15 protein-coding genes are annotated in these 20,142 nt (G+C 65.4%); 12 read left to right on the top strand and 3 right to left on the bottom strand.

The annotated features are described in order from the left end of the window. Positions 1-137 precede the first annotated feature (137 nt). Genes EA796_RS12840 through EA796_RS12830 form a run of 3 tightly spaced genes read left to right on the top strand, consistent with a single transcriptional unit; the run spans position 138 to position 3,697 of the window. A complete protein-coding gene (locus EA796_RS12840) occupies positions 138-797 on the top strand; it encodes a paraquat-inducible protein A (protein ID WP_122108891.1) in 660 nt (219 codons plus the stop codon). Next, a complete protein-coding gene (locus EA796_RS12835; RefSeq protein WP_122108890.1) occupies positions 784-1,401 on the top strand; it encodes a paraquat-inducible protein A in 618 nt (205 codons plus the stop codon). The genes EA796_RS12840 and EA796_RS12835 overlap by 14 nt, the downstream gene beginning before the upstream one ends. Continuing rightward, positions 1,394-3,697: a PqiB family protein gene (locus EA796_RS12830; protein WP_122108889.1), complete on the top strand. Its 2,304-nt coding sequence runs from the start codon at positions 1,394-1,396 to the stop codon at positions 3,695-3,697. Before EA796_RS12835 ends, EA796_RS12830 begins: the two co-directional genes overlap by 8 nt. A gap of 114 nt (positions 3,698-3,811) precedes the next feature. On the opposite strand, the gene mksF is transcribed toward EA796_RS12830, so the two are convergent. The 3 genes from mksF to mksB form a co-directional block, all read right to left on the bottom strand. Beyond that, positions 3,812-6,643 carry an Mks condensin complex protein MksF gene (gene mksF / locus EA796_RS12825; RefSeq protein WP_122108888.1) on the bottom strand — a complete coding sequence of 944 codons (2,832 nt, stop codon included), beginning with the start codon at positions 6,641-6,643 and terminating at the stop codon, positions 3,812-3,814. Further along, positions 6,640-7,332 carry an Mks condensin complex protein MksE gene (gene mksE, locus EA796_RS12820; protein WP_122108887.1) on the bottom strand — a complete coding sequence of 231 codons (693 nt, stop codon included), beginning with the start codon at positions 7,330-7,332 and terminating at the stop codon, positions 6,640-6,642. The genes mksF and mksE overlap by 4 nt, the downstream gene beginning before the upstream one ends. Before the next feature lie 182 nt (positions 7,333-7,514). Next, on the bottom strand, positions 7,515-8,756 hold the full coding sequence (gene mksB, locus EA796_RS12815) for an Mks condensin complex protein MksB (protein WP_122108886.1): 1,242 nt from the start codon (positions 8,754-8,756) through the stop codon (positions 7,515-7,517). 225 nt (positions 8,757-8,981) lie between these two features. On the opposite strand from mksB, the gene EA796_RS12810 reads away from it, so the two are divergent. The 9 genes from EA796_RS12810 (at position 8,982) to EA796_RS12770 (ending at position 20,131) form a co-directional block, all read left to right on the top strand. After that, entirely contained in the window at positions 8,982-9,584 is a 603-nt protein-coding gene (locus tag EA796_RS12810) for a hypothetical protein (RefSeq protein WP_021446240.1), read from the top strand. Between the two features lie 185 nt (positions 9,585-9,769). Continuing rightward, the gene (locus EA796_RS12805) at positions 9,770-10,801 is read left to right on the top strand and encodes a DUF6160 family protein (protein ID WP_122108885.1); all 1,032 of its coding nucleotides are present in this window, start codon (positions 9,770-9,772) and stop codon (positions 10,799-10,801) included. Positions 10,802-10,809: 8 nt separating this feature from the next. Then, entirely contained in the window at positions 10,810-11,865 is a 1,056-nt protein-coding gene (locus tag EA796_RS12800; RefSeq protein ID WP_256679212.1) for a hypothetical protein, read from the top strand. Then, a complete protein-coding gene (locus tag EA796_RS12795; RefSeq protein ID WP_031304159.1) occupies positions 11,852-12,442 on the top strand; it encodes a DUF6160 family protein in 591 nt (196 codons plus the stop codon). Before EA796_RS12800 ends, EA796_RS12795 begins: the two co-directional genes overlap by 14 nt. 11 nt (positions 12,443-12,453) lie before the next feature. Beyond that, complete coding sequence (locus EA796_RS12790) at positions 12,454-14,781, top strand: DUF6160 family protein (protein WP_122108883.1); 2,328 nt, start codon at positions 12,454-12,456, stop codon at positions 14,779-14,781. 245 nt (positions 14,782-15,026) lie between these two features. After that, complete coding sequence (locus EA796_RS12785; RefSeq protein ID WP_122108882.1) at positions 15,027-16,124, top strand: carboxynorspermidine decarboxylase; 1,098 nt, start codon at positions 15,027-15,029, stop codon at positions 16,122-16,124. 198 nt (positions 16,125-16,322) lie between these two features. Further along, positions 16,323-17,567 carry a saccharopine dehydrogenase family protein gene (locus EA796_RS12780; protein WP_122108881.1) on the top strand — a complete coding sequence of 415 codons (1,245 nt, stop codon included), beginning with the start codon at positions 16,323-16,325 and terminating at the stop codon, positions 17,565-17,567. 222 nt (positions 17,568-17,789) lie between these two features. After that, entirely contained in the window at positions 17,790-19,337 is a 1,548-nt protein-coding gene (locus tag EA796_RS12775; RefSeq protein ID WP_122108880.1) for a 2-isopropylmalate synthase, read from the top strand. Continuing rightward, a complete protein-coding gene (locus tag EA796_RS12770) occupies positions 19,334-20,131 on the top strand; it encodes an energy transducer TonB (RefSeq protein ID WP_122108879.1) in 798 nt (265 codons plus the stop codon). The genes EA796_RS12775 and EA796_RS12770 overlap by 4 nt, the downstream gene beginning before the upstream one ends. Positions 20,132-20,142 lie beyond the last annotated feature (11 nt).

The following is a 20,142-nucleotide window of genomic DNA, read 5'->3' as shown; positions in this document are numbered from 1 at the left end:
CGCCAACGCGGTCTGGGGTTTCTTCTTTGTGCGTCGGAAAGTCGTGGCATACCTTGTGCCATGAGAGACGCCGTTCGCCTGTGTATGTCCGTTGCCGTGGCTCGTCTAGAATAGGTCGATATTACCTGGGGGACTTCATGTCTGATTCGGCTACCGAGCAGCGGCTAATGATGTTTCCGCTGGAGGCGTTGGTCGCTTGCCATGAGTGCGATCTGCTGATGCACAAGCCGAGCTTGAGCGATGGCGAAAGCGCGGCATGCCCGCGCTGTGGCTATGAACTGTTCCGCCACCGGCACCGCGTGATTAGGCGCAGTCTGGCACTGGTGATCGCGGCCCTGCTGCTCTATGTACCGGCCAACTTTCTGCCGATCATGCAGCTCAACCTGTTGGGGCAGACCACCGAGGATACGGTCTGGAGTGGCGTTGTAGGGCTCTACGACAGCGGCATGCAGGGCATCGCCCTGGTGGTCTTTCTCTGCAGCATGGCGGTGCCGCTGCTCAAGCTGCTGTGCCAGCTGTTGGTGCTGCTAAGCATTCGCCTGGATTTCGGACGCAGCTATGGTTTGCTGCTCTATCGCATTTATCACCATATGCGCGAATGGGGCATGCTCGAGGTCTATTTGATGGGCATCCTGGTGGCGATAGTCAAGCTGATGGATCTGGCCGACCTGAGCCTCGGCTTGGGATTGTTCTGTTTCGTCGCGCTGCTGTTGGTGCAGGTGTGGCTGGAGGTGACCATGTCGCCACATCAGATCTGGGAAGCCTTGTCCGGGGAGGACATTCATGCGGGCGATTGATGCGGGATTGCTGATTTGCCATGAGTGCCATCAGCTCAACCCTGTCGACCCAGACGTCAAGCACCAGTATTGCAGCCGCTGCGGTGCGCGGGTGCATGCGCGCAGGCCCGACAGTCTGGCACGCACCTGGGCGTTGCTGCTGACCGCGGCGATTCTCTATATCCCGGCCAACCTGCTGCCGATCATGACGGTCAACAGCCTGGGCAAGGGGGCACCGTCGACCATCATGGGCGGGGTGATCGAGCTGATCCAGTACGACATGCTGCCGATTGCTGCGGTGGTGTTCGTCGCCAGTATCCTGGTGCCGACCTTCAAGCTGGTCGGCATCGCCTTGCTGCTGTACTCGGTGCAGCGTCATCAGCCGATGTCGGCGCGCCAGCGCATTCTCATGTATCGCTTCATCGAGTGGATCGGCCGCTGGTCGATGCTGGATATCTTCGTCATCGCCATCCTGGTCGCGCTGGTGAACTTCGGCAGCCTGGCCAGCATCGAGCCGAATGCCGGTGCCGCCGCCTTCGCCAGCGTGGTGATTCTGACCATGCTCGCCGCCCTGACATTCGACCCCCGCCTGATCTGGGACAACACGGAACCTGACCATGACTGATCTGCCAACGGCCAAGACTCGACCGGCTTCCAACTGGTCTGCCATTTGGGTGTTGCCCCTGCTCGCCCTGGCGATAGGGGCCTGGTTGGCCTGGCGCGCCTATTCGCAAGCCGGCATCGAGATTCAGGTGCTGTTCGAGAACGGCTCCGGTATCCAGGTCGGCAAGACCGAGGTGATCTACAAGGGCATCGCCATCGGCAAGGTCACCGAACTGGCGCTTGATCGCAGCGGCGAGCGGCGCGGGGTGATCGCCACGCTGGAGATGGACAAGGACACCGAGCCTCATCTGCTCAGCGGCACGCGTTTCTGGCTGGTCAAGCCCAGCGTCACCCTGGCCGGGATTACCGGGCTGGAGACCCTGGTGTCCGGCAACTACATCGCCGTCAGCCCGGGGGAGGGCGAGCCGGCGCGCAAGTACACCGCGTTGCCCGAGGCGCCGCCGCTGGCGGACGACGTGCCCGGTCTGCACCTGACCCTGCATGCCGAACGTCTCGGCTCCTTGAGCAAGGACAGTCCGGTGTTCTACAAGCAGATCCAGGTCGGTCGGGTGAAGAGCTACGTGTTGGGCGCGGATCAGAGCACGGTCGAGGTGAAACTGTTCATCGAGCCGCAGTACGCCAGCCTGGTGCGCAAGCACACGCGCTTCTGGAACGCCAGCGGCGTGTCCATCGATGCCGGTCTGACCGGGGTCAAGCTGCGTACCGAGTCGCTGGCCAGCATAGTCGCCGGCGGTATCGCCTTCGCCACGCCGGAGCACCGCAAGGACAGTCCGGCCACCGATCCGAGCATTCCCTTCCGCCTCTACGAGGACTACGACGCGGCGCAGGCCGGTATCCGCGTCGCGCTGAAGCTGCACGACTTCGAAGGCTTGGAGCCGGGACGCACGCCGGTGATGTACAAGGGCATCCAGGTCGGCCACATGAAGACGTTCAAGGTCGATGCCGACCTGGGCGGCGCTCAGGTGGAGCTGATGCTCGACCCGCGTACCGAGGACTACCTGGTCGAGGGCACCGATTTCTGGGTGGTCCGACCGTCGATCTCGCTGGCCGGCATCACCGGTCTGGAGGCGCTGGTCAAGGGCAACTACATCGCCATTCGTCCCGGCGAAAGCGGCAATCCGCCGCTGCGCGAGTTCGTGGCGCGGCCCAAGGCGCCGCCGCTGGATCTGGGCGCGCCGGGGCTGCACCTGGTGCTGTTCAGCGATAACCTGGGGTCCATGGAGGTGGGCAGTCCGATCCTCTACCGGCAGATCAAGGTGGGCTCGGTGCAGAGCTTCCAGTTGTCGCGCGATGACCGCCAGGTGGTGTTGGGCGTGCACATCGAGCCGGAGTACAGCCATCTGGTCAACTCCTCGACCCGCTTCTGGAATGCCAGCGGCATCACCCTCAAGGGCGGGCTGTCGGGGGTGGAGGTGAAGAGCGAGTCGCTGCAGACCTTGCTGGCCGGCGGCATCGCCTTCGAGACCCCCGAGCCGCAGGCGGCCAGGAGCGACCGGCGGGTGCAGCGTTTCAACCTGTACGCCGATCGCGATAGCGCCCTGCAACCTGGGCAACCGATCAGCATCCGGGTCGCCAATGGCGACGGCCTGCAACCCGGCACGGCGATCCGCTACAAGGGCCTGGAGGTCGGCAAGGTGGAGAGCATGAGCCTCACCGATGACCTGCAGGCCGTGGTGCTGGGCGTGCGCATCACCGAGGCCGCCGAGCGTATCGCCCGCGAGGGCACGCAGTTCTGGGTGATCAAGCCGGAACTGAGTCTGACCCGCGCCGCCAACCTGGGTACCCTGGTCAGCGGTCAGTACCTGGAAGTGCAGCCGGCAGCCAAGCCGGGCGCGCGGCGGCTGGAGTTCACCGCATTGGGCAGCCCGCCCAGTCAGAGTGCGCGTGAAGAGGGCCTGCGCCTGGTGCTCAGCGCAGCGCGGCGCGGCTCGATCAAGCCCGGCGTACTGGTCAGCTATCGTGAAATCCCGGTGGGCAAGGTGGTGAACTTCGAACTGGGGCCGACCTCGGATCGGGTGCTGATCCATGTGCTGATCGAGCCGCGTTATGCACCGCTGGTGCGCAGCGGCAGCCGCTTCTGGAATGCCAGCGGCATCGGCGTGGATGCCGGGCTGTTCAAGGGCGTCAAGGTGCGGACCGAGTCGCTGGAGGCGCTGATCGAGGGCGGTATTGCCTTCGCCACGCCGAACAACCCGGAAATGGGCGGGCCGGCGCAGCCGGGGCAGACCTTTGCGCTGTTCGATGAGCCCGAGGACGGCTGGATGCAGTGGGCGCCGAAGATCGTGCTGGAGCAGTGAGCAAACTGTAGAAATGAAAAAGGCCGCATCGAGCGGCCTTTTTCATTGGGCTTATGAAAGCTCGCGGCTGAAGCCGCTTCTACGGTCGTGTGAACCTTGGGAGGGGCTTGAGCTTCAAGCCGGCTCGACCGCTTCTTCCTGCTGCGGCGCCTGCACCTTGGCAGTCTCGCGGGGCTTGATGAACTTCCAGTCCGCCTCGTCGATGTAGATGCCGTTGGGGCCGCTGCCGCCTTCCAGGTCGATGGCCACGTGGGCCGAGACCTGTGGCTTCACCGAAGCCAGGATCGGCACGAAGCCGAGCTGCAGGCTGGTTTCAATCAGCGCCTGCTGGTTGCGTTCGTCGATGTCCGCCGCCTCGTCGAGGTAGTAGGGCAGGCGGATGCGCCCGGCCTGCTCGCGGTCCATCAGGTGCAGCAACAGGTACATGTTGGTCAGTGCCTTGATGGTCATGGTGGTGCCGTTGGATGCGGCGCCATCGATGTCGGTGTGGATGATCGGCTGGCCATGCACCTTGGTGATCTCGAAGGCCAGTTCGAACAGATCCTTCAGGCCGAGCTGGTTGCCGTTGGCGGCGACCAGGCGCGACAGGTAGTCCTTGGCTTCTTCGTTCTTGGCGTCCTGATCGGCCGATTGCGACAGGTCGAACACCGACAGGGTCTCGCCCTCTTCGTACTGTCCGGCGCTGTGGATGATCTGATCGATATGGCGCAGGGCTTCCTTGTTCGGCGCCAGGACGATGCGAAAGCTCTGCAGGTTGGAGACCTGGCGCTTGTTGATCTCGCGGTTGAACAGCGCCAGTTGGTGCTCGAGGTTGTCATAGTCGCTGCGGATATTGCGCAGGGTACGGGCGATATCGGTGACCGCCGCACGACGCGCCTTGGCCAGGGTGAGGGCTTCGTCCTGGCGGTGGGCATAGGCGTTGACCAGCAGCTGCAGGCGACGCTCGACGTCGTCTTCGCTGTCGAACTTGGCCACGCCTTTCAGGCGCACCTGGGCGTAGAGCGCTTCGATCTGGCCGTCGATGCGCTGCAGCGCCTGCCAGGTGTCCTGGTAGTCGTTGAGCAGCGGCAGCAGGTTGTCCAGCGAATCGTCCACCGGCTCCATAAACGGCGTGCCGAAGGGCAGGTCGGCCGGCAGCAGCTGGCGACGGCGCAGGGCGTCTTCCAGGGTGCGTTCCTTGGCTTCCAGATCGGCCAGTTGGCGGCCGACCAGTTGCAGCTTGGCGGACAGTTGCTGTACGCGTTCGGCGAAGGCATCGCTCGCGCGCTTGAGTTCGTCCTGCGCGCCTTCCAGTTCGGCCAGGCGCTCCAGCTTCTGCGGCTCCTCGGCGGCCAGGGTCTGGCTCTTGCGGAAGTCTTCCAGCGCTTTCTGTGCGTCCAGCACGGCCTGGTACAGCGTCTCGGCCTGGGCCTTGCTGGCGGCGCGGTCGGCGGCTACCGACTGCTGGGTCTTGAGCTGCTTGAGCTCGCGCTCCAGACGATCCTTCTGATCGCGCAGGGCGGCGCGGTCGGCCAGCGCCTGCAGTGCAGGTGGTTCGATATGGCTGAGGTCGATGGACAGGCCCGGCACGGCGAAGGTGTCGCCCTTGAAGCGGTCCAGCACCGCCTCGACGGCCTTGACCCAGTCGTCGCCGTCGGCCTGGATGCCTTTCTCGCCCAGCGGCAGGCTGAACAGCTGACCGTTGAACAGGCGCATCAGGCGGTCGACGTCCTGCTGGCTGAATTCCTCGCGCAGGCGCGAGTAGCTGTTGTTGTCGGCGTGGTCGAGTTGCTGCTTGACCGACTTGAGGCGTTTTTCCAGGTCGCGCAGGCGCTCGTCCAGGTCTTCGCTGGAGAACTGGCGCGACTGCGCCAGGGCGCCGGCCAGTTCGTCGTGGGCGTCCTTGGCGGCGAGCAGCTGCTCTTCCAGCACCTTGGCGCTTTCCACCAGGGCGAAGCGGTTCTTCAGCACGGAAAGCTCGCCCAGCCAGCGCTGGATCTCGCTGATCTCGCGCTCCAGGCGCATCAGCTCGGCCGTGCCGCCGCGCTGCTCGTTCTGCAGGCCGTCCTGCTCGTTGCGGTAGTGCTCGGCCTGGATCACCAGCTCTTCCTTGCGCGCATCGGCGTAGTCGTGCCAGGTGCCCAGCAGGTTGTCGAGCAGCGGCGAGAGGCGATGCAGCTTGCCGCGCAGCACTTCGCGCTGGGTCACGCCCGAGGCCAGGGCTTCGATCAAGGGGCCGGCGGTGACCAGCGCCTGGTAGTCCTGCTCCATGCGGCGCACGTCGCGGAAGGCTTCTTCGGTCGCGGCGATATAGTCGACGCTACCCGAGCGCAGGCTGTGCTCGAAGGCATCGAGGAACAGCTGCTTGAGCTTGGCCGCGGTGATCTCGCGCATGTGCAGGAGGTTGATAAACAGCGCGCGGAAGGTCTTCAAGCTCTGCTCGCTGGTCGAGCGCAGCGGAATCAGGGTCAGGTCCAGCGGGATGCTGGTGTGACCGCCGACCAGCAGGCGACGCAGTTCGTCGGGCTTGAGTTCGTAGGCGGTGATGCCGGCCTGGCCAAGGTTCTTGAACAGTTCGCGCTGGCGCAGGCAGGTGCCGTTCTGCTGGTAGTGCTCCAGGTCCAGCTCGCCGGCGTAGGCGAAGAACTGGTGGCCGAAGCCGCCACCCGGGCCGCGACCGGCCACGCCGATCACGTGCGGGCCATGGGGCAGGGCGACTTCGACGAGGATGTAGCTGGTGTCGCTGGCGAAGTAGAACTTGCGCGAGGCTTCCAGGCTGTACTTGCCGAAGCTCATGTCCGACATGCGCGCCAGGATGGGGAACTGCAGGGCGTTGATCGAGGCGGATTTGCCCAGGTTGTTGGCGCCGTAGACCGACAGCGGGTTTTCCAGCGGGAACAGGCCGAGGCTGTAGCCGGCGGTGTTCAGCAGGGCGAAGCGGCGGATGCCGTAGCGTTCCTGGCTCATGCGTCCATCTCCTGTGCGGCGCGTTCGTCGGCCATGGCGCGGGCCAGGGCATCTTCCTCGGATTCTTCGATATCGATGACAGCGGTCGCGTCTGCATCGCCGTCATCGTCCAGCAGCACCGGTGCCGGCAGCGGCAGGTCGCTGCTGTGCAGGCTGGCGGCCAGGTCGCGGTCGTGCTGCACCGACAGGCAGACGTCGAGGAAGCGGTGCATCGGCGGCAGGAAGCGATACACGCCGTTGCTGTCCTCGGCGAAGCCGAGCTGGATGAGGCGGCGGATGATCTTGTCTTCCAGCTCCTCGAAGGTGGTCACCTCGGCTTGCAGGAACAGGTCGCGGTACTTGTCCAGCAGCGCCGGCAGCTCGTCACGGCCGATGCTGCCGCCGTCGAGCACGCTCAATGGGTCGCGGCCCTGGTCAGCGAGATGCTCCACGAGGATAAAGGTGAACAGCGCCAGGCGTTGGGCGGTCTTGTTCACCTGTGGGGCGACCTGCTCGGGGACGAAGTAGTAGAAGCCGCGCGGGTCGCACACCAGCTCGAAACCGAGGGCGCGGAACAGCGCGCGGTACTGGTCCTGCATGCTGGACAGCTGGGCGTAGCACTCCGGCTCGCTGCGCGAGATGTGGTAGCCCTTGAACAGGTCGCGGAAGGCGGCCGCGAGCTGGGTCATTTCTTTTAGATCGATGTTCATGGCAATCCGTTGGCTAGTGGAGCCGAGTAGGGTGCGCCGTGCGCACCGGGTCGTCGGTTATGGTGTGCACAGCGCACCCTACGGAGTCTTGAGCAGGGGGTAGGGTGGACGACGCTTCATCCGTCCACCGCCCGGCAATCGCCAAGGTGGACAAAAAAAGCGTTGTCCACCCTACGTAGTACTCAGGCATTGGGCTGGCCTACCAGGGCATAGGAGCTGAGGCTGACCTCGTGCTCGCGGGTCAGGTACTGGCGGCGTTCCAGACGCTCGCGCTGGAAACGCGACTCGCGCGACAGGCGCGAGAACCAGTAGAGCAGCTCGTCGGTGGCACCTTCCGGCTCCTGTTCCAGCAGCCAGGCCATCAGGTCTGGCAGTGGCAGGGCCTGTTCGCAGCGTTCGATCATCTCTCGCGCGGTCTTCGGCGCCTTGGGCGCGCCGCCCTTGCGACCGCCGCTGGCCTTGGGGAAATGCGCCGGCTTGGCTTCGAAGCGGGCCAGGGCGTAGACGTAGGCTTCGACCTGGCTGGCGCTGCCGAGGAAGTTGCTCTGCGGCCGGGTGAACAGCGGCATGGCCGCCTGCGGCACGGCGTCGATACCCTTCTTGCGGATCACCGACAGCGCCAGCGCCGCGCCTCGGGTCACGGCGTTGTGCCGGCGGGCTTCCTCGCGCAGCGGCAGCAGCAGTTCGCGGGCCTTGCGCAGGGTCAGCTGGGCGGTGGTCTGCATTTCCAGGATGCGCGCGTGGGTGCGCAGCAGCAGGTCGTCGTCGACCAGCTGGCCGAGGCGCTGCTGGTCGCCGAGCAGGCGCAGCAGCACCTGTTCGACCCGGCGCACGCCCTGTTCGAAGGCGCCGTCGGCGGCGACCAGCTGGATCATCGGTTCGACATATTCGTCCCAGGTGGCCAGCACCTCGGCGTAGCGCTGGCGCAGGGGAATCTGCCGGTCCGAGGTCTTGGCCCGGTCGGCCACGCCCACCAGCGCCTGCTCGTCGTTGGCCAGCTTCTTCAGCACGTCGCGCACGCGCATATCGAGCAGACGCAACTGACGCGCCAGGTCGTTGGCATCGCGCACTTCGAAGGCGTCCTGGATATAGCCGGCCAGGCGCTCCAGGTGGCGCAGGTAGGCTTCGATCTCCAGGCACAGGCCGAGGCGGTGCTCGCGGCGCAGGTAGGCGAGAAAGTCGTGGATCTGCGCGTTGAGCTCGAAGCGGTTGGGGCTCTTGGCCACCGGTACCAGGATGTCCAGGCGGATCCAGGTGTCGAGCAGGGCGGTGGTGTCGCTGGGCGTGGCGTCGGGCAATTGCGCGGCGAGCTGGCCGCGCAGCTCCACCAGGCTCAGGGTGCCGGCGTCGAAACGCTCGCAGAGCGGTTCGAGCAACGTCCAGTGTTCGGCGAGGGCGCGCAATACGCGCTTGGGATCGATCATCGAGGCGCCGGGTCCAGGCAAGTGAAAAGAGGCGATTGTACTGCAAGGCGGGTGCCGGGTTTGAGCGCGAGTCGATCAGAGGCAGGTGACGCGTTGCGGCACATTGGGACGCGGCGGGCCCGGATGGGCCGGGCAAGTCCTTGATATGGGTGGAAAAAGCGCTGCCTGGCGGCTGGCGCACTTTCTGCAAAGAGCTGCGCGTAGCCTTGCCGCCAGAGTTCGCCCATGCCCGCCACCGCCCTGAGTATCGACGCCTGTTGGCAAGAGTTGCAGCACCAGCGCGACCTGGACTGGGAGCTGGATGCCATCACCGACCGCAGCGAGGCCATCGCCTTTCTCAAGCGCTTCGAAAACCGCCTGTGCATCTATTCCAGCTACGTGGAAAAGCTCTACAGCAACTACAGCTTCGTGGTGCCGCAGGAGGCGGGCAGCATCACCATCCTGCCGGACGAGCTGGCCTGGCACGACACCTTTCACGATATCCCGGCCGACGCCGTGGAAGCCACCGGGGTACATATCCTGCCGGGCGAGGCGGTAGGCGAGACCGGGCTGTACCTCAAGGTGCCGGGCGAGTTTCGCCTGGTGGCCTCGCGCGAGCTGCCGTTCCAGGACGGCCTGCGCCTGCTGATCGAGCGTTACCGCGCACGCGGCGAGCATTTCCTGCCGGTGCTGGTGAAGGGCGATCTGCGCGAGTACGAGGCGCGCATGCCGTCGCTGCACCTGCACCGGATCAACCCGCACAAGCTGGCGCACTGTTCGCAGCTGAGCATCGACGCCATCCGCGGCACTATTGCCGAGCACCTGCTGGCGTTGTTCCGCCAGGGCTGACGGGTGGGTGTTACGCCGCTGTTGCCGGCGGTAACACCGCCGCCCTGATCGCGCCGCGGCAGGCGGCTATTGGACGTCCTTTTCTCGACTATGGGTCGGGCCGTCCTGGCGCAGGCGTCCCTATAGTGGCCTTAAGGGCTCGAGTCGGAGCGCTCGACCGCCACCATAAGAAAAGGGGTTCCGCCATGCGCCAGTCCTGCCGTTTCGCCAAGCATGCTCTGGCATTGCTGTGCGCCTCGCTGCTGGTCGCGCCGGTGGCTCAGGCCAAGCTGGAGGAGCTGGCGGACGACGAGCTGTCGGCCGTCACCGGACAGGCGTTTATCAACCTCACCACCGACAGCAATGCAGGTATCAATTACACCCGAGTCAACTTCGGACTGAATATCGATACCCAGCTGAACATTAAGAAACTGCAGCTTGGGCAGTACAACCGGGCCGGCGAGCTAGCGGGTTCCTCCGACATCCTGATCAACAATTTCGCACTGGGGACGGTGGGGCCTAATGACACCGTCAACCCGTTCAAGATCGCCAACCCCTTCCTGGAACTGGCCTACGATGGAAATCGTGTAGTCGGGGTGCGTATCGGTTTCGGCGAGGCCAAGGGCACGCTGTCTGGCGATATCCAGAGCCTGACCGGCAACATCCCTGTGCATATCAAGGGCACGGGCGATGCCATCTACAACAAGTCGAATTTACTGCAGCAGAGCGCGCTGTTTCTGGCCGGCGTGTACCGCAGCAGCATTGTCGAAGCCGATGCCATATTGGTCAATTCCGGCGGGACGGCCGATCCGGTTAGGGGCACCATGGCCGGTATCAAGAACGGTGACGGGCTCAACTGTACCTCGGGCTGCGCCGGGGGCTGGACCGATGCACTGCTGGGCGGGTTCGCTTCCAGCAACTGCAGCATTCTGGGCATCCAGACCTGCTTCAATCTCTCCCAGTTCCAGTCGCTGCCGGTGGGCAATACCAGCGATATGTCCAACATGCAGAACGCGGCCAAGGGTTTCTTCATCTCCCTACAGACCCAGGACGTGGCCTGGCGGGATATGGACAGCAACGCCTTCGTCACCGCACTTCAGGGCGCGTTCATGAACCTGCCCAAGTACCGCGACGCCAACGGTAATCTGGTCTCGCCGATCAATATCAATTTCGACCAGGCATTCAACGGCATTCCCCGGCAGGACACCTGCCTGGGCAGTGCAACGGCGGGGTGCTGAGCATGAGCATGAGGCGCTACCTGCTGCTGGCGGTCGCATTGCCGGCTGCAATGGCCCAGGCCATGGAACCCCTGAGCGATCAGGAACTCTCCGACGTGCAGGGCGCCGGTCTGGGCTTCGTGCTGGATCAGGTGCTGCTGGATGGCTCCGGCGCGCAGATCGTGATCAACGACATCACCAACGACCAGGGGCAGAACGTCCCCATTTCGTTGAAGAACCTCTACCTGGGCGCCGCCGGCAGCAACAAGGGCAGCAATCTCAACCCGGTGACCATCGGCAGCCTCGACCATCCCTTCGAGCTGGAACTGGCCAAGGGCGAGGAGCTGCGCACCTTGCGCGACGACGGTCAGTGGGTGCAGACCACGCCCAGCAATGTCGCCGTGCTGTCGTTCAACTTCCCCGAGCGGCTGACCGCCGGCGGCAACCCCTGTATCGCCAGTTACGCCGGCGCCGGCTCCAATTGCTCGACCGCGCCGAGCGGGCGCGCCGATCTGGGCATGCGCTTCGACTTCCAGGTGGCGGCCGGGCGTACCGAGATGCTCGCCCTGGACTTCCACCAACTGGTGATGGACGGCTCCTACCTGCGCCTGTGGGGCGACCCCGGACAGAACGGCAACGGCGAGCTGGTCGGCGAGGCGCGGGTGAATATCTTCGCCAAGACCCTGGAGATCATGTCCTGCGCCCAGGCCAACTGCGATACCGCCGGCGAGACCGCCGCCCAGCGCGGCGCGCGCACCCTCTATATCACCAACGGCTACGCCAATATCGCCCTGGGCTACGGCAAGTCGCAACCGTTGCGCCTGCGCTCCAGCGCCGACGGCCAGTTCGTGCTGGAACTGCAGAACCCCACTGCCGCTGGCACCAGCGCGGCACAACGCCAGGCCCTGGCGACCGATTTCTACGCCAACGCGCCGCGCACCAATCTGGTGTTCGAGAACCTGACCGTCGGCGGCACGCGCAGCAGCCCCACCGCGATTCCCACCGGCGGCTACAACTTCGGGCGCAACGAGATTTCCGGGCTGAGCTTCAACTACCTCAAGGTGAGCAGCTATGACCTGCGCTAGCCGAAGCATGGCGTTGCTGGCGCTGCTGCCGGCGCTGGCCCTGGCCGAACTGCAGCCGCTGGACGACAGCGCCCTCAGCCAGATGAGCGGCCAGGGCGGGGTCTACCTGTCCGGCGAGTTCAGCATCAACAAGGACGGCGGCGTGCTCTGGGATACCCCGGCGAGCAACGACCCGGCGCTGTGGACGGCCAACCAGCGCAGCTGCGCCCTGGCCGGCGCGGCCAGCCCGGAGAGCTGCGGCCTGCGCCTGGCGATTCGTTCCGGCGCCAATGCCGGCTGGTACGTGCTGGACAACCTCAAGGGCATCTTCAGCTTCGAGGGCCTGACCCTCGACACCCGCACCCTGACCGGCGCGGGCGGCGAGCAGGAGGTGCTGGCGCTCGGCCTGCCCAACGAAATCCGCTTCAAGGACGGCAACTTCGCCTTCGGCGTGGCCAGCCAGGGCGGCTGGAAGAACAAGGCGCTGAGTGCCGCCAACGGCGGCGACCCCAGCTATCAGCAGACCAATATCTTCTCGGCCAAGATCGACGGCAGCATCCGCATGCAGGGCAGCGTGCTGATCTTCCCGACCAATTGAGGAGCCGCATCATGCAGCGTCACGCTTGGCTTTCAGCGCTCCTGCTGGGCAGCTCGCCGGTCTGGGCCATGCAGGCGCTGGACGACGACAGCCTGGCCGGCGTCAGCGGCCAGGGCGGCATCAGCATCGAAACCAGCGGCGGCGGCTGGTCGGCGGGCAGCATCGAGTACCGCGACGACGGCCGGAGCCTGCGCCTGGAAGGCGTCTCCAGTCGCCCGCAGCAAGCCGGCAGCAGCTCGACCACGCAGCTCGACGTGGTCGACGAGCGGTTGCAGATCGAGCATCAGGGCCGGCCCAACGAACTGGCGATCAGCAATGTTGGCTTCGCCGGCAGCGACAAGAGCTTCGGCGCCTTCCGCGCTTTCTATACCCTGGGCGCCGGCCTCAAGCTGCGTGGCGGCGGCGCCAGCGGGGTTGCCGGTTTCAGCCTCGACGACAGCCGCCTGAGCCTGGACGCGGTGACCTTCTATTACCGCGACAATGGCTTCGATCTGATCGTGCGCAACGCCTCCTTCGATGCCTACCTGAACAATGCCTATCTGGATATCGTCAGCGGCGGCAACGGCTCGGCGGTGCGCCTCGATCTGGGCGACACGCGCTTCGTCGCGCATGTCGGCGGTATCGGGTTGGACCTGGCGCATGGCGATCCCGTGGCCGGTGTCGCGGTTACCCCGGGCGAGCCGGATACGCGGCATCCCGAGCACGGGCGCAGCTTCGGCCAGCTGGATATGGACCTGCGCCTGGGCGGCAGCATCCGCATCGCCGGCGGCGGCGCTACTGGTGAGGGGCTGCGCCTGATCCCGCAGATCACCATTGCCAACAGCCTGTTCCAGTACCGGGACGACGGCGTGCTGCGCGCGGAGAACTTCGCCGGCGTGCTCAGCAGCCATAACGGCATCACCCTCGACCTGGGCGAGGACGGCAGCGGCCGCTATGCGCAACTGGCCTTTCAGGACCTCAAGCTCAACGCCAGCCTCGGCGGCCTGATCATCGGCAACCCGAGCAACCAGAAGATCGGCAGCCTGGCGCTGGAGCTCAATTTCCAGGACCAGGGCGCACGGCAGAACTGGTTCAGGCTGCGCCCCGGCGGCGATCCCAATTCCGGGCTCAAGGGCATCAGCGCGGATCTGTCGTGGAACATGGTCAGCAGCTCGGTCTCGCTCACCGATAACGGCAACAGCCTGTGGTTCAGCGGCCTGCGCACCCATGGCAGTGGCCAGCTCAGCCTGGATCTGACCAAGAGCTGCGCCGGCGGCGTCAGCGCCGGCTGCTACGCCGGCAGCGCCAATACCCAGCCGGGCAGCGGCGGCTACGACGGCCACTTCGACGGCCTGCGCCTGGGCCTGAAGAATGTGGTCGGCAGCTACAGCTTCGACGGCCTGCGCGTCGGCACGGCCGATGCGCCGCTGCAGGGCGGCACCGAACTGCTGGTGCTGCTGGAAATCTTCCCGGCCTACGATTTCACCCTCAACGGCCAGCTGACCATCCGCCCCGGCGGCGCCAGCGGCGACGGCCTGCGCTACAACGCCGACTTTCTCATCAGCGACGCCAACGCGGCGATCACCGTCGACGAAAGCGGCAAGGGCCTGTGGCTGTCCGGCACGCGCTACGACATGCACTTTCGCGACGGTTCGCTGGACGTGACCCAGGACGGCGTGCAACTGAACAAGGGCACCTACTGGTCGACCCTGGACGTAGGCGACCTGCGCTGGGGCGACCGCCATAGCGGCCACAGCCTCGGCCGCATCGTGCTGCGCCGCTACGAGCAGGGCTCCACCCTCAGCCTCAGCTCCGGCGGCGCCGGCGCGCTGTGCGTCGGCGGCAGCGGCGCCAGTGCCTCGGCCTGCTCGGCCAGCGGCGGGCGCTGGGAGGACCGCGGCAACGAGGGCCTGACCGCCGGGCTGAAGAACGTCTTCGTCCGCGACGCCTCGGGCAATCCGGCGGGCAGCGTCTCGGCCAGCGAGAAGCGCAACCAGCTGATCATCGAGACCGATCGGGTAAACGGGGTCAACGGCAGCGGCGCGCAGTTGGTGGTGGACAACTTCCACACCTCCGACGCCAATCCGGCCGACGCCAATGCCAACAGCTACGGCGTGCGCGTCGACCTCAACCTCGACGTGGCACCGACCAAGGTCTGCGACAAGGGCGCCAGCGGCTGCCCACCGGTGACGCCCGACCCGTTGGGCTTCGCCGTCAACGGCCGGGTGCACTTCAAGGAGATCAACATCGACCGCATCCAGAACGTCCACCCCACCGGCGGCGCGGTCACCTCCATGTACGGCATGAAGCTGCAGAACGCCGATATCCGCGCCAACCTGACCGCCACGCCGATCAACTGAAGGCCGGCGGTCACGCCCCTGTCATGGCAGGCCCGTAGGGTGCGCTATGCGCACCGAGGCTTCGTACACCCCGCTGCGCACGGCGCCCCCTGCATTGGCTTCTGCCGAGGCAACCGGTAATCGCCCGTTGTACAAAAAATCTCCAATACCCTTTCGATATTTGTCGGTAATCGGCACAATTCGCGTCCACTTTTTTCTGGGGGGTCGCAAGGCCCCTCATCGGCCGACCTTGCGGGGGCTACGAGATGATCCAAACGCCGTACTACCTCATCGACAAACAGAAGCTTCTGGTCAACCTGGAGAAGATCGCCTACGTGCGCGAGAACTCCGGGGCCAAGGCGCTGCTGGCGCTGAAATGCTTCGCCACCTGGTCGGTGTTCGACCTGATGCAGCAGTACATGGACGGCACCACCTCGTCCTCGCTCTACGAGCTCAAGCTCGGCCGGCAGAAGTTCGCCGGCGAAACCCACGCCTACAGCGTGGCCTGGGCCGACGACGAGATCGAAGAGATGGTCGCCAACTGCGACAAGATCATCTTCAACTCCATTGGCCAGCTCGAGCGCTTCGCCGCGGCCACCGAAGGCACCATCCGCGGCCTGCGGGTCAACCCGCAGGTGAGCAGCTCCGACTACCTGCTGGCCGACCCGGCGCGCCCGTTCAGCCGCCTCGGTGAGTGGGACCCGGAGAAGATTGCCAAGGTCATGGGCCAGATCAGCGGCTTCATGTTCCACAACAACTGCGAGAACGCCAGCTTCGAGTTGTTCGACCAGATGCTGACCCGCATCGAGGAGCGCTTCGGCCACCTGATCGCCCAGGTCGAGTGGGTCAGCCTCGGCGGCGGCATCCACTTCACCGGCGAGGGTTACCCGATCGATGCCTTCTGCGCGCGGCTGAAGGCCTTCTCGGAAAAATACGGTGTGCAGGTCTACCTGGAGCCGGGCGAAGCGGCGATCACCCTGAGCGCCTCGCTGGAAGTGACCGTGCTCGATACCCTGTACAACGGCAAGCACCTGGCGGTGGTCGACAGCTCCATCGAAGCGCACATGCTCGACCTCTTGATCTACCGCCTCAACGCCAAGATGGCGCCCTCAGGCGGCGAGCACAGCTACATGGTCTGCGGCAAATCCTGCCTGGCCGGCGATATCTTCGGCGAATACCAGTTCGACAAGCCGCTGCAGATCGGCGATCGACTGTCGTTCATCGACGCGGCGGGTTACACCATGGTCAAGAAGAACTGGTTCAACGGCCTGAAGATGCCGTCCATCGTGGTGAAACAACTCGACGGTAGCGTCGAGGTGGTGCGCCAGTTCGAGTTCGACGACTACCTGTCGAGCCTCAGCTGACAGGTTCAAGTCACNGGTGGTGCGCCAGTTCGAGTTCGACGACTACCTGTCGAGCCTCAGCTGACAGGTTCAAGTCACGTAGGGTGGACGACGCTTCATCCGTCCACCATTTGCCAAGCGATGGTGGATGAAAAGAGCGTCATCCACCCTACGATTCATCAAACGCTTTCAATAACGCAGTACTAGGAGGTGGAACAATTGAAGAAGAATGTCCTGATCATTGGTGCAGGAGGTGTTGCCAAGGTGGTGGCCCATAAGTGCGCGCAACACAATGACGAGTTAGGTCGCATTGCAATTGCGTCGCGCAACATCTCCAAATGCCAGGCCATCATCGACAGCGTGCAGGCAAAGGGCGGTCTCAAGCGGCCCGGCGAGATCAAGGCCTATGCGCTGAACGCTCTGGACGTGGAAGCGACCAAGGCATTGATCCGCGAGACCGAATCGCAGATCGTCATCAACGTCGGCTCGGCGTTCCTCAACATGTCCGTGCTGCGCGCCTGCATCGACACCGGCGTCGCCTATCTGGACACCGCCATCCACGAAGATCCGAGCAAGATCTGCGAAACTCCGCCGTGGTACGGCAACTACGAGTGGAAGCACCTGGCCGAATGCCAGGAAAAGGGCGTGACCGCCATCCTCGGCGTCGGCTTCGACCCGGGCGTGGTCAACTCCTATGCCGCCCTGGCGCAACAACAGTACTTCGACAAGATCGAGTCGATCGACATCCTCGACGTCAACGCCGGTTCGCACGGCAAGTACTTCGCCACCAATTTCGACCCGGAAATCAATTTCCGCGAATTCACCGGCACGGTCTACAGCTGGCAGAACAGCCAGTGGGTGAGCAACCGCATGTTCGAAGTCAAACGCACCGACGATCTGCCGGTGGTGGGTGAACAGAACCTGTACCTGACCGGCCATGACGAGGTGCACTCGCTGTCCAAGCACCTCGACGTACCGAATGTGCGCTTCTGGATGAGCTTCGGCGACCACTACATCAACGTGTTCACCGTGCTGAAGAACCTCGGCCTGCTCTCCGAGCAGCCGGTCAAGACCGCCGAAGGTCTCGAGGTCGTGCCGCTGAAAGTGGTCAAGGCCGTGCTGCCCGATCCCGCCTCGCTGGCGCCGGGCTACAGCGGCAAGACCTGCATCGGCGACCTGGTAAAAGGCACGAAAGACGGTAAGCAGACTGAGCTGTTTATCTACAACGTCGCCGACCACGAAGAAGCCTTCGCCGAGACCGACAGCCAGGGCATCTCCTACACCGCCGGTGTGCCGCCGGTCGCCGCTGCCCTGCTGGTGGCGCGTGGCGAGTGGGATGCCAAGCGCATGGTCAACGTCGAGGAGCTGCCGGCCGAGCCGTTCTTGAAGCTGCTGGACGTGATGGGCCTGCCCACCCGCATCAAGGACGAGCACGGCGACCGTCCCTGGGATCAGCCGCTCTGATTGGCTGCGCCTAGCGCACAGGGTCGGCAAACGCCCGCCACTTGGCGGGCGTTTTGTTTTCCACCGTTACCATCGGCGCGCACTGCCCCATGGTGGATGTAAAAAGCGACATCCACCCGACGAGCCGCAGCTGTGCCTTCCCGGCCCGCCCATTTCACGCGACAATCGGCCGATTACAGACGCCCCCACGAAGGGCGCCCCGGCAGCCGTGAGGAAACCCCTATGAGCAGCAATGATCGCGTCATCATCTTCGACACCACCCTGCGCGACGGCGAGCAGAGCCCCGGCGCCTCCATGACCGGCGAGGAGAAGCTGCGCATCGCCAAGGCCCTGGAGCGCCTGCGGGTGGACGTGATCGAGGCCGGTTTCGCCATCGCCAGCCCGGGGGACTTCGCCGCGGTCAAGGCGATCGCCGACAACATCAAGGACAGCACCGTGTGCAGCCTGTCGCGCGCGGTGGACGCCGACATCGAGCGCGCCGCCGAGGCGCTGGCCGGGGCCAACTCCGGGCGCATTCACACCTTTATCGCCACGAGCCCGATCCATATGCAGTACAAGCTGCGCATGCAGCCGGATGACGTGGTGGCCCAGGCCGTGCGCGCGGTGAAGAAGGCGCGCAACCTGTGCAGCGACGTGGAGTTCTCCTGCGAGGACGCCGGTCGCTCGGAGATCGACTTCCTCTGCCGCATCATCGAGGCGGCCATCGACGCCGGCGCGCGCACCATCAACATCCCCGACACCGTCGGCTACGCCATCCCGCACCAGTACGCCGACACCATCCGCCAGTTGCTCGAGCGCGTGCCCAATGCCGACAAGGCGATCTTCTCGGTGCACTGCCACAACGACCTGGGCCTGGCCGTGGCCAACTCCCTGGCTGCCGTGGTGGCCGGCGCGCGCCAGGTCGAGTGCACCATCAACGGCCTCGGCGAGCGGGCCGGCAACGCCGCGCTGGAAGAGATCGTCATGGCGATCAAGACCCGCCAGGACCTGCTCGGCGTGCACACCAACATCGACACCCCACATATCCTCAGCACCTCGCGTATGGTCTCCGGCATCACCGGCTTCCCGGTGCAGCCGAACAAGGCCATAGTCGGCGCCAACGCCTTCGCCCACGAGTCCGGCATCCACCAGGACGGCGTGCTCAAGCACCGCGAGACCTACGAGATCATGTCCGCCCAGTCGGTGGGCTGGAACACCAACAAGATGGTCATGGGCAAGCACTCCGGGCGCGCCGCCTTCCGCTCGCGCCTGGACGAGCTGGGCATCGTCCTGGCCGGCGAGGCCGAGCTGAACGCCGCCTTCGCCCGCTTCAAGGAGCTGGCCGACAAGAAGCACGAGATCTTCGACGAGGACCTGCAGGCGCTGGTCTCCGACACCCTGGCCGAGGAGGCGCCTGAGCACTTCAAGCTGGTCACCCTGGAAGTGGCGAGCAAGACCGGCGAGGTGCCGCAGGCGCAGATCGTGGTCAGCGTCGAGGGCAACGAACGGCGTGCCGGCGCCCAGGGTTCCGGGCCGGTGGATGCCACCTTCAAGGCCATCGAGGCCATCGCCGCCTCCGAGGCCAGCCTGCTGCTGTATTCGGTCAATGCCATCACCCAGGGCACCGACTCGCAGGGCGAGGTCACCGTGCGCCTGGAGAAGGGCGGGCGCATCGTCAACGGCAACGGCGCCGACACCGATATCCTGGTGGCCTCGGCCAAGGCCTATATCAACGCGCTGAACCTGATGCAGGTCGGGCAGAAGGCGCACCCGCAAGTGGAGGGCGTGTGATCCCCGAACTCCGTCGGCGCGCCTACCTGGGCGCCATGCAGGTGGCCAGCTGGCTGCCGCGCACCGTATTGCCCTTCGCCGCGCCGTCGCGGCCGGAACTGCTGGAGCCGCCGCAGGCGGAAATAGAGGTCGAGACGCCGGTCGAGCCGGTCGCCGCGGCCCCGGCGGTAGCCCGCGAAACTGTGCCAGCGCCCGCTGCCGAGCGGCCGAAGATCGAAGTGCCGCGCCCCGCTGCCCAGCCGCGCCAGGCCGCCGCGGTGGTCGAGGAGGCTGCGCCGGTGGAGGAAAAGCCGGCCCGCGTCGCCGCGCCGCCACCGCGATTCGCCCTGCAGCTGCTGCGCGCCGGCGACTGCGCGCTGCTGGTGGAACTGCCCACCGGCGAGCCGTTCCAGAGTCGCGACCCGGCCTACATCCTGCTCAAGGACCTGCTGCGCGCCGCCGGCCTGCCGGACAGCCCGCAACTGCTCGGCGAGCCGGTGCGCTGGCCGCTGCTGGTGCGCGGCAACCTGGACCAGGGCCCGCAGGCGGCGCTGGAGTTCGTGCAGAGCTTCGTCGCCGCGCGCCTGGAGGAGCAGCCCAGCATCTGCCTGTGGCTGGTCGGCCTGCCGGCCATTCGCTTCGCCGGTGAGGGCGACGCACAGAGCTACAACCGCGAGCTGCAGATCGAGGGCCTCGGCGCCTGCTGGGCGCTGCCGGGCCTGGAGCTGCTGATGGAAGAGCCGGCGCGCAAGCGCGAGTTGTGGCAAGCCATGCAGCGCGTGCGCCAGCGCTGGCTGAAAAGTACCGACGCCTGAGTGCCACCTGC

The organism is Pseudomonas sp. AOB-7, assembly GCF_003696305.1.
Classification (GTDB): Bacteria; Pseudomonadota; Gammaproteobacteria; order Pseudomonadales; family Pseudomonadaceae; genus Aquipseudomonas.
This window is presented reverse-complemented; position numbering and strand designations above follow the sequence as displayed.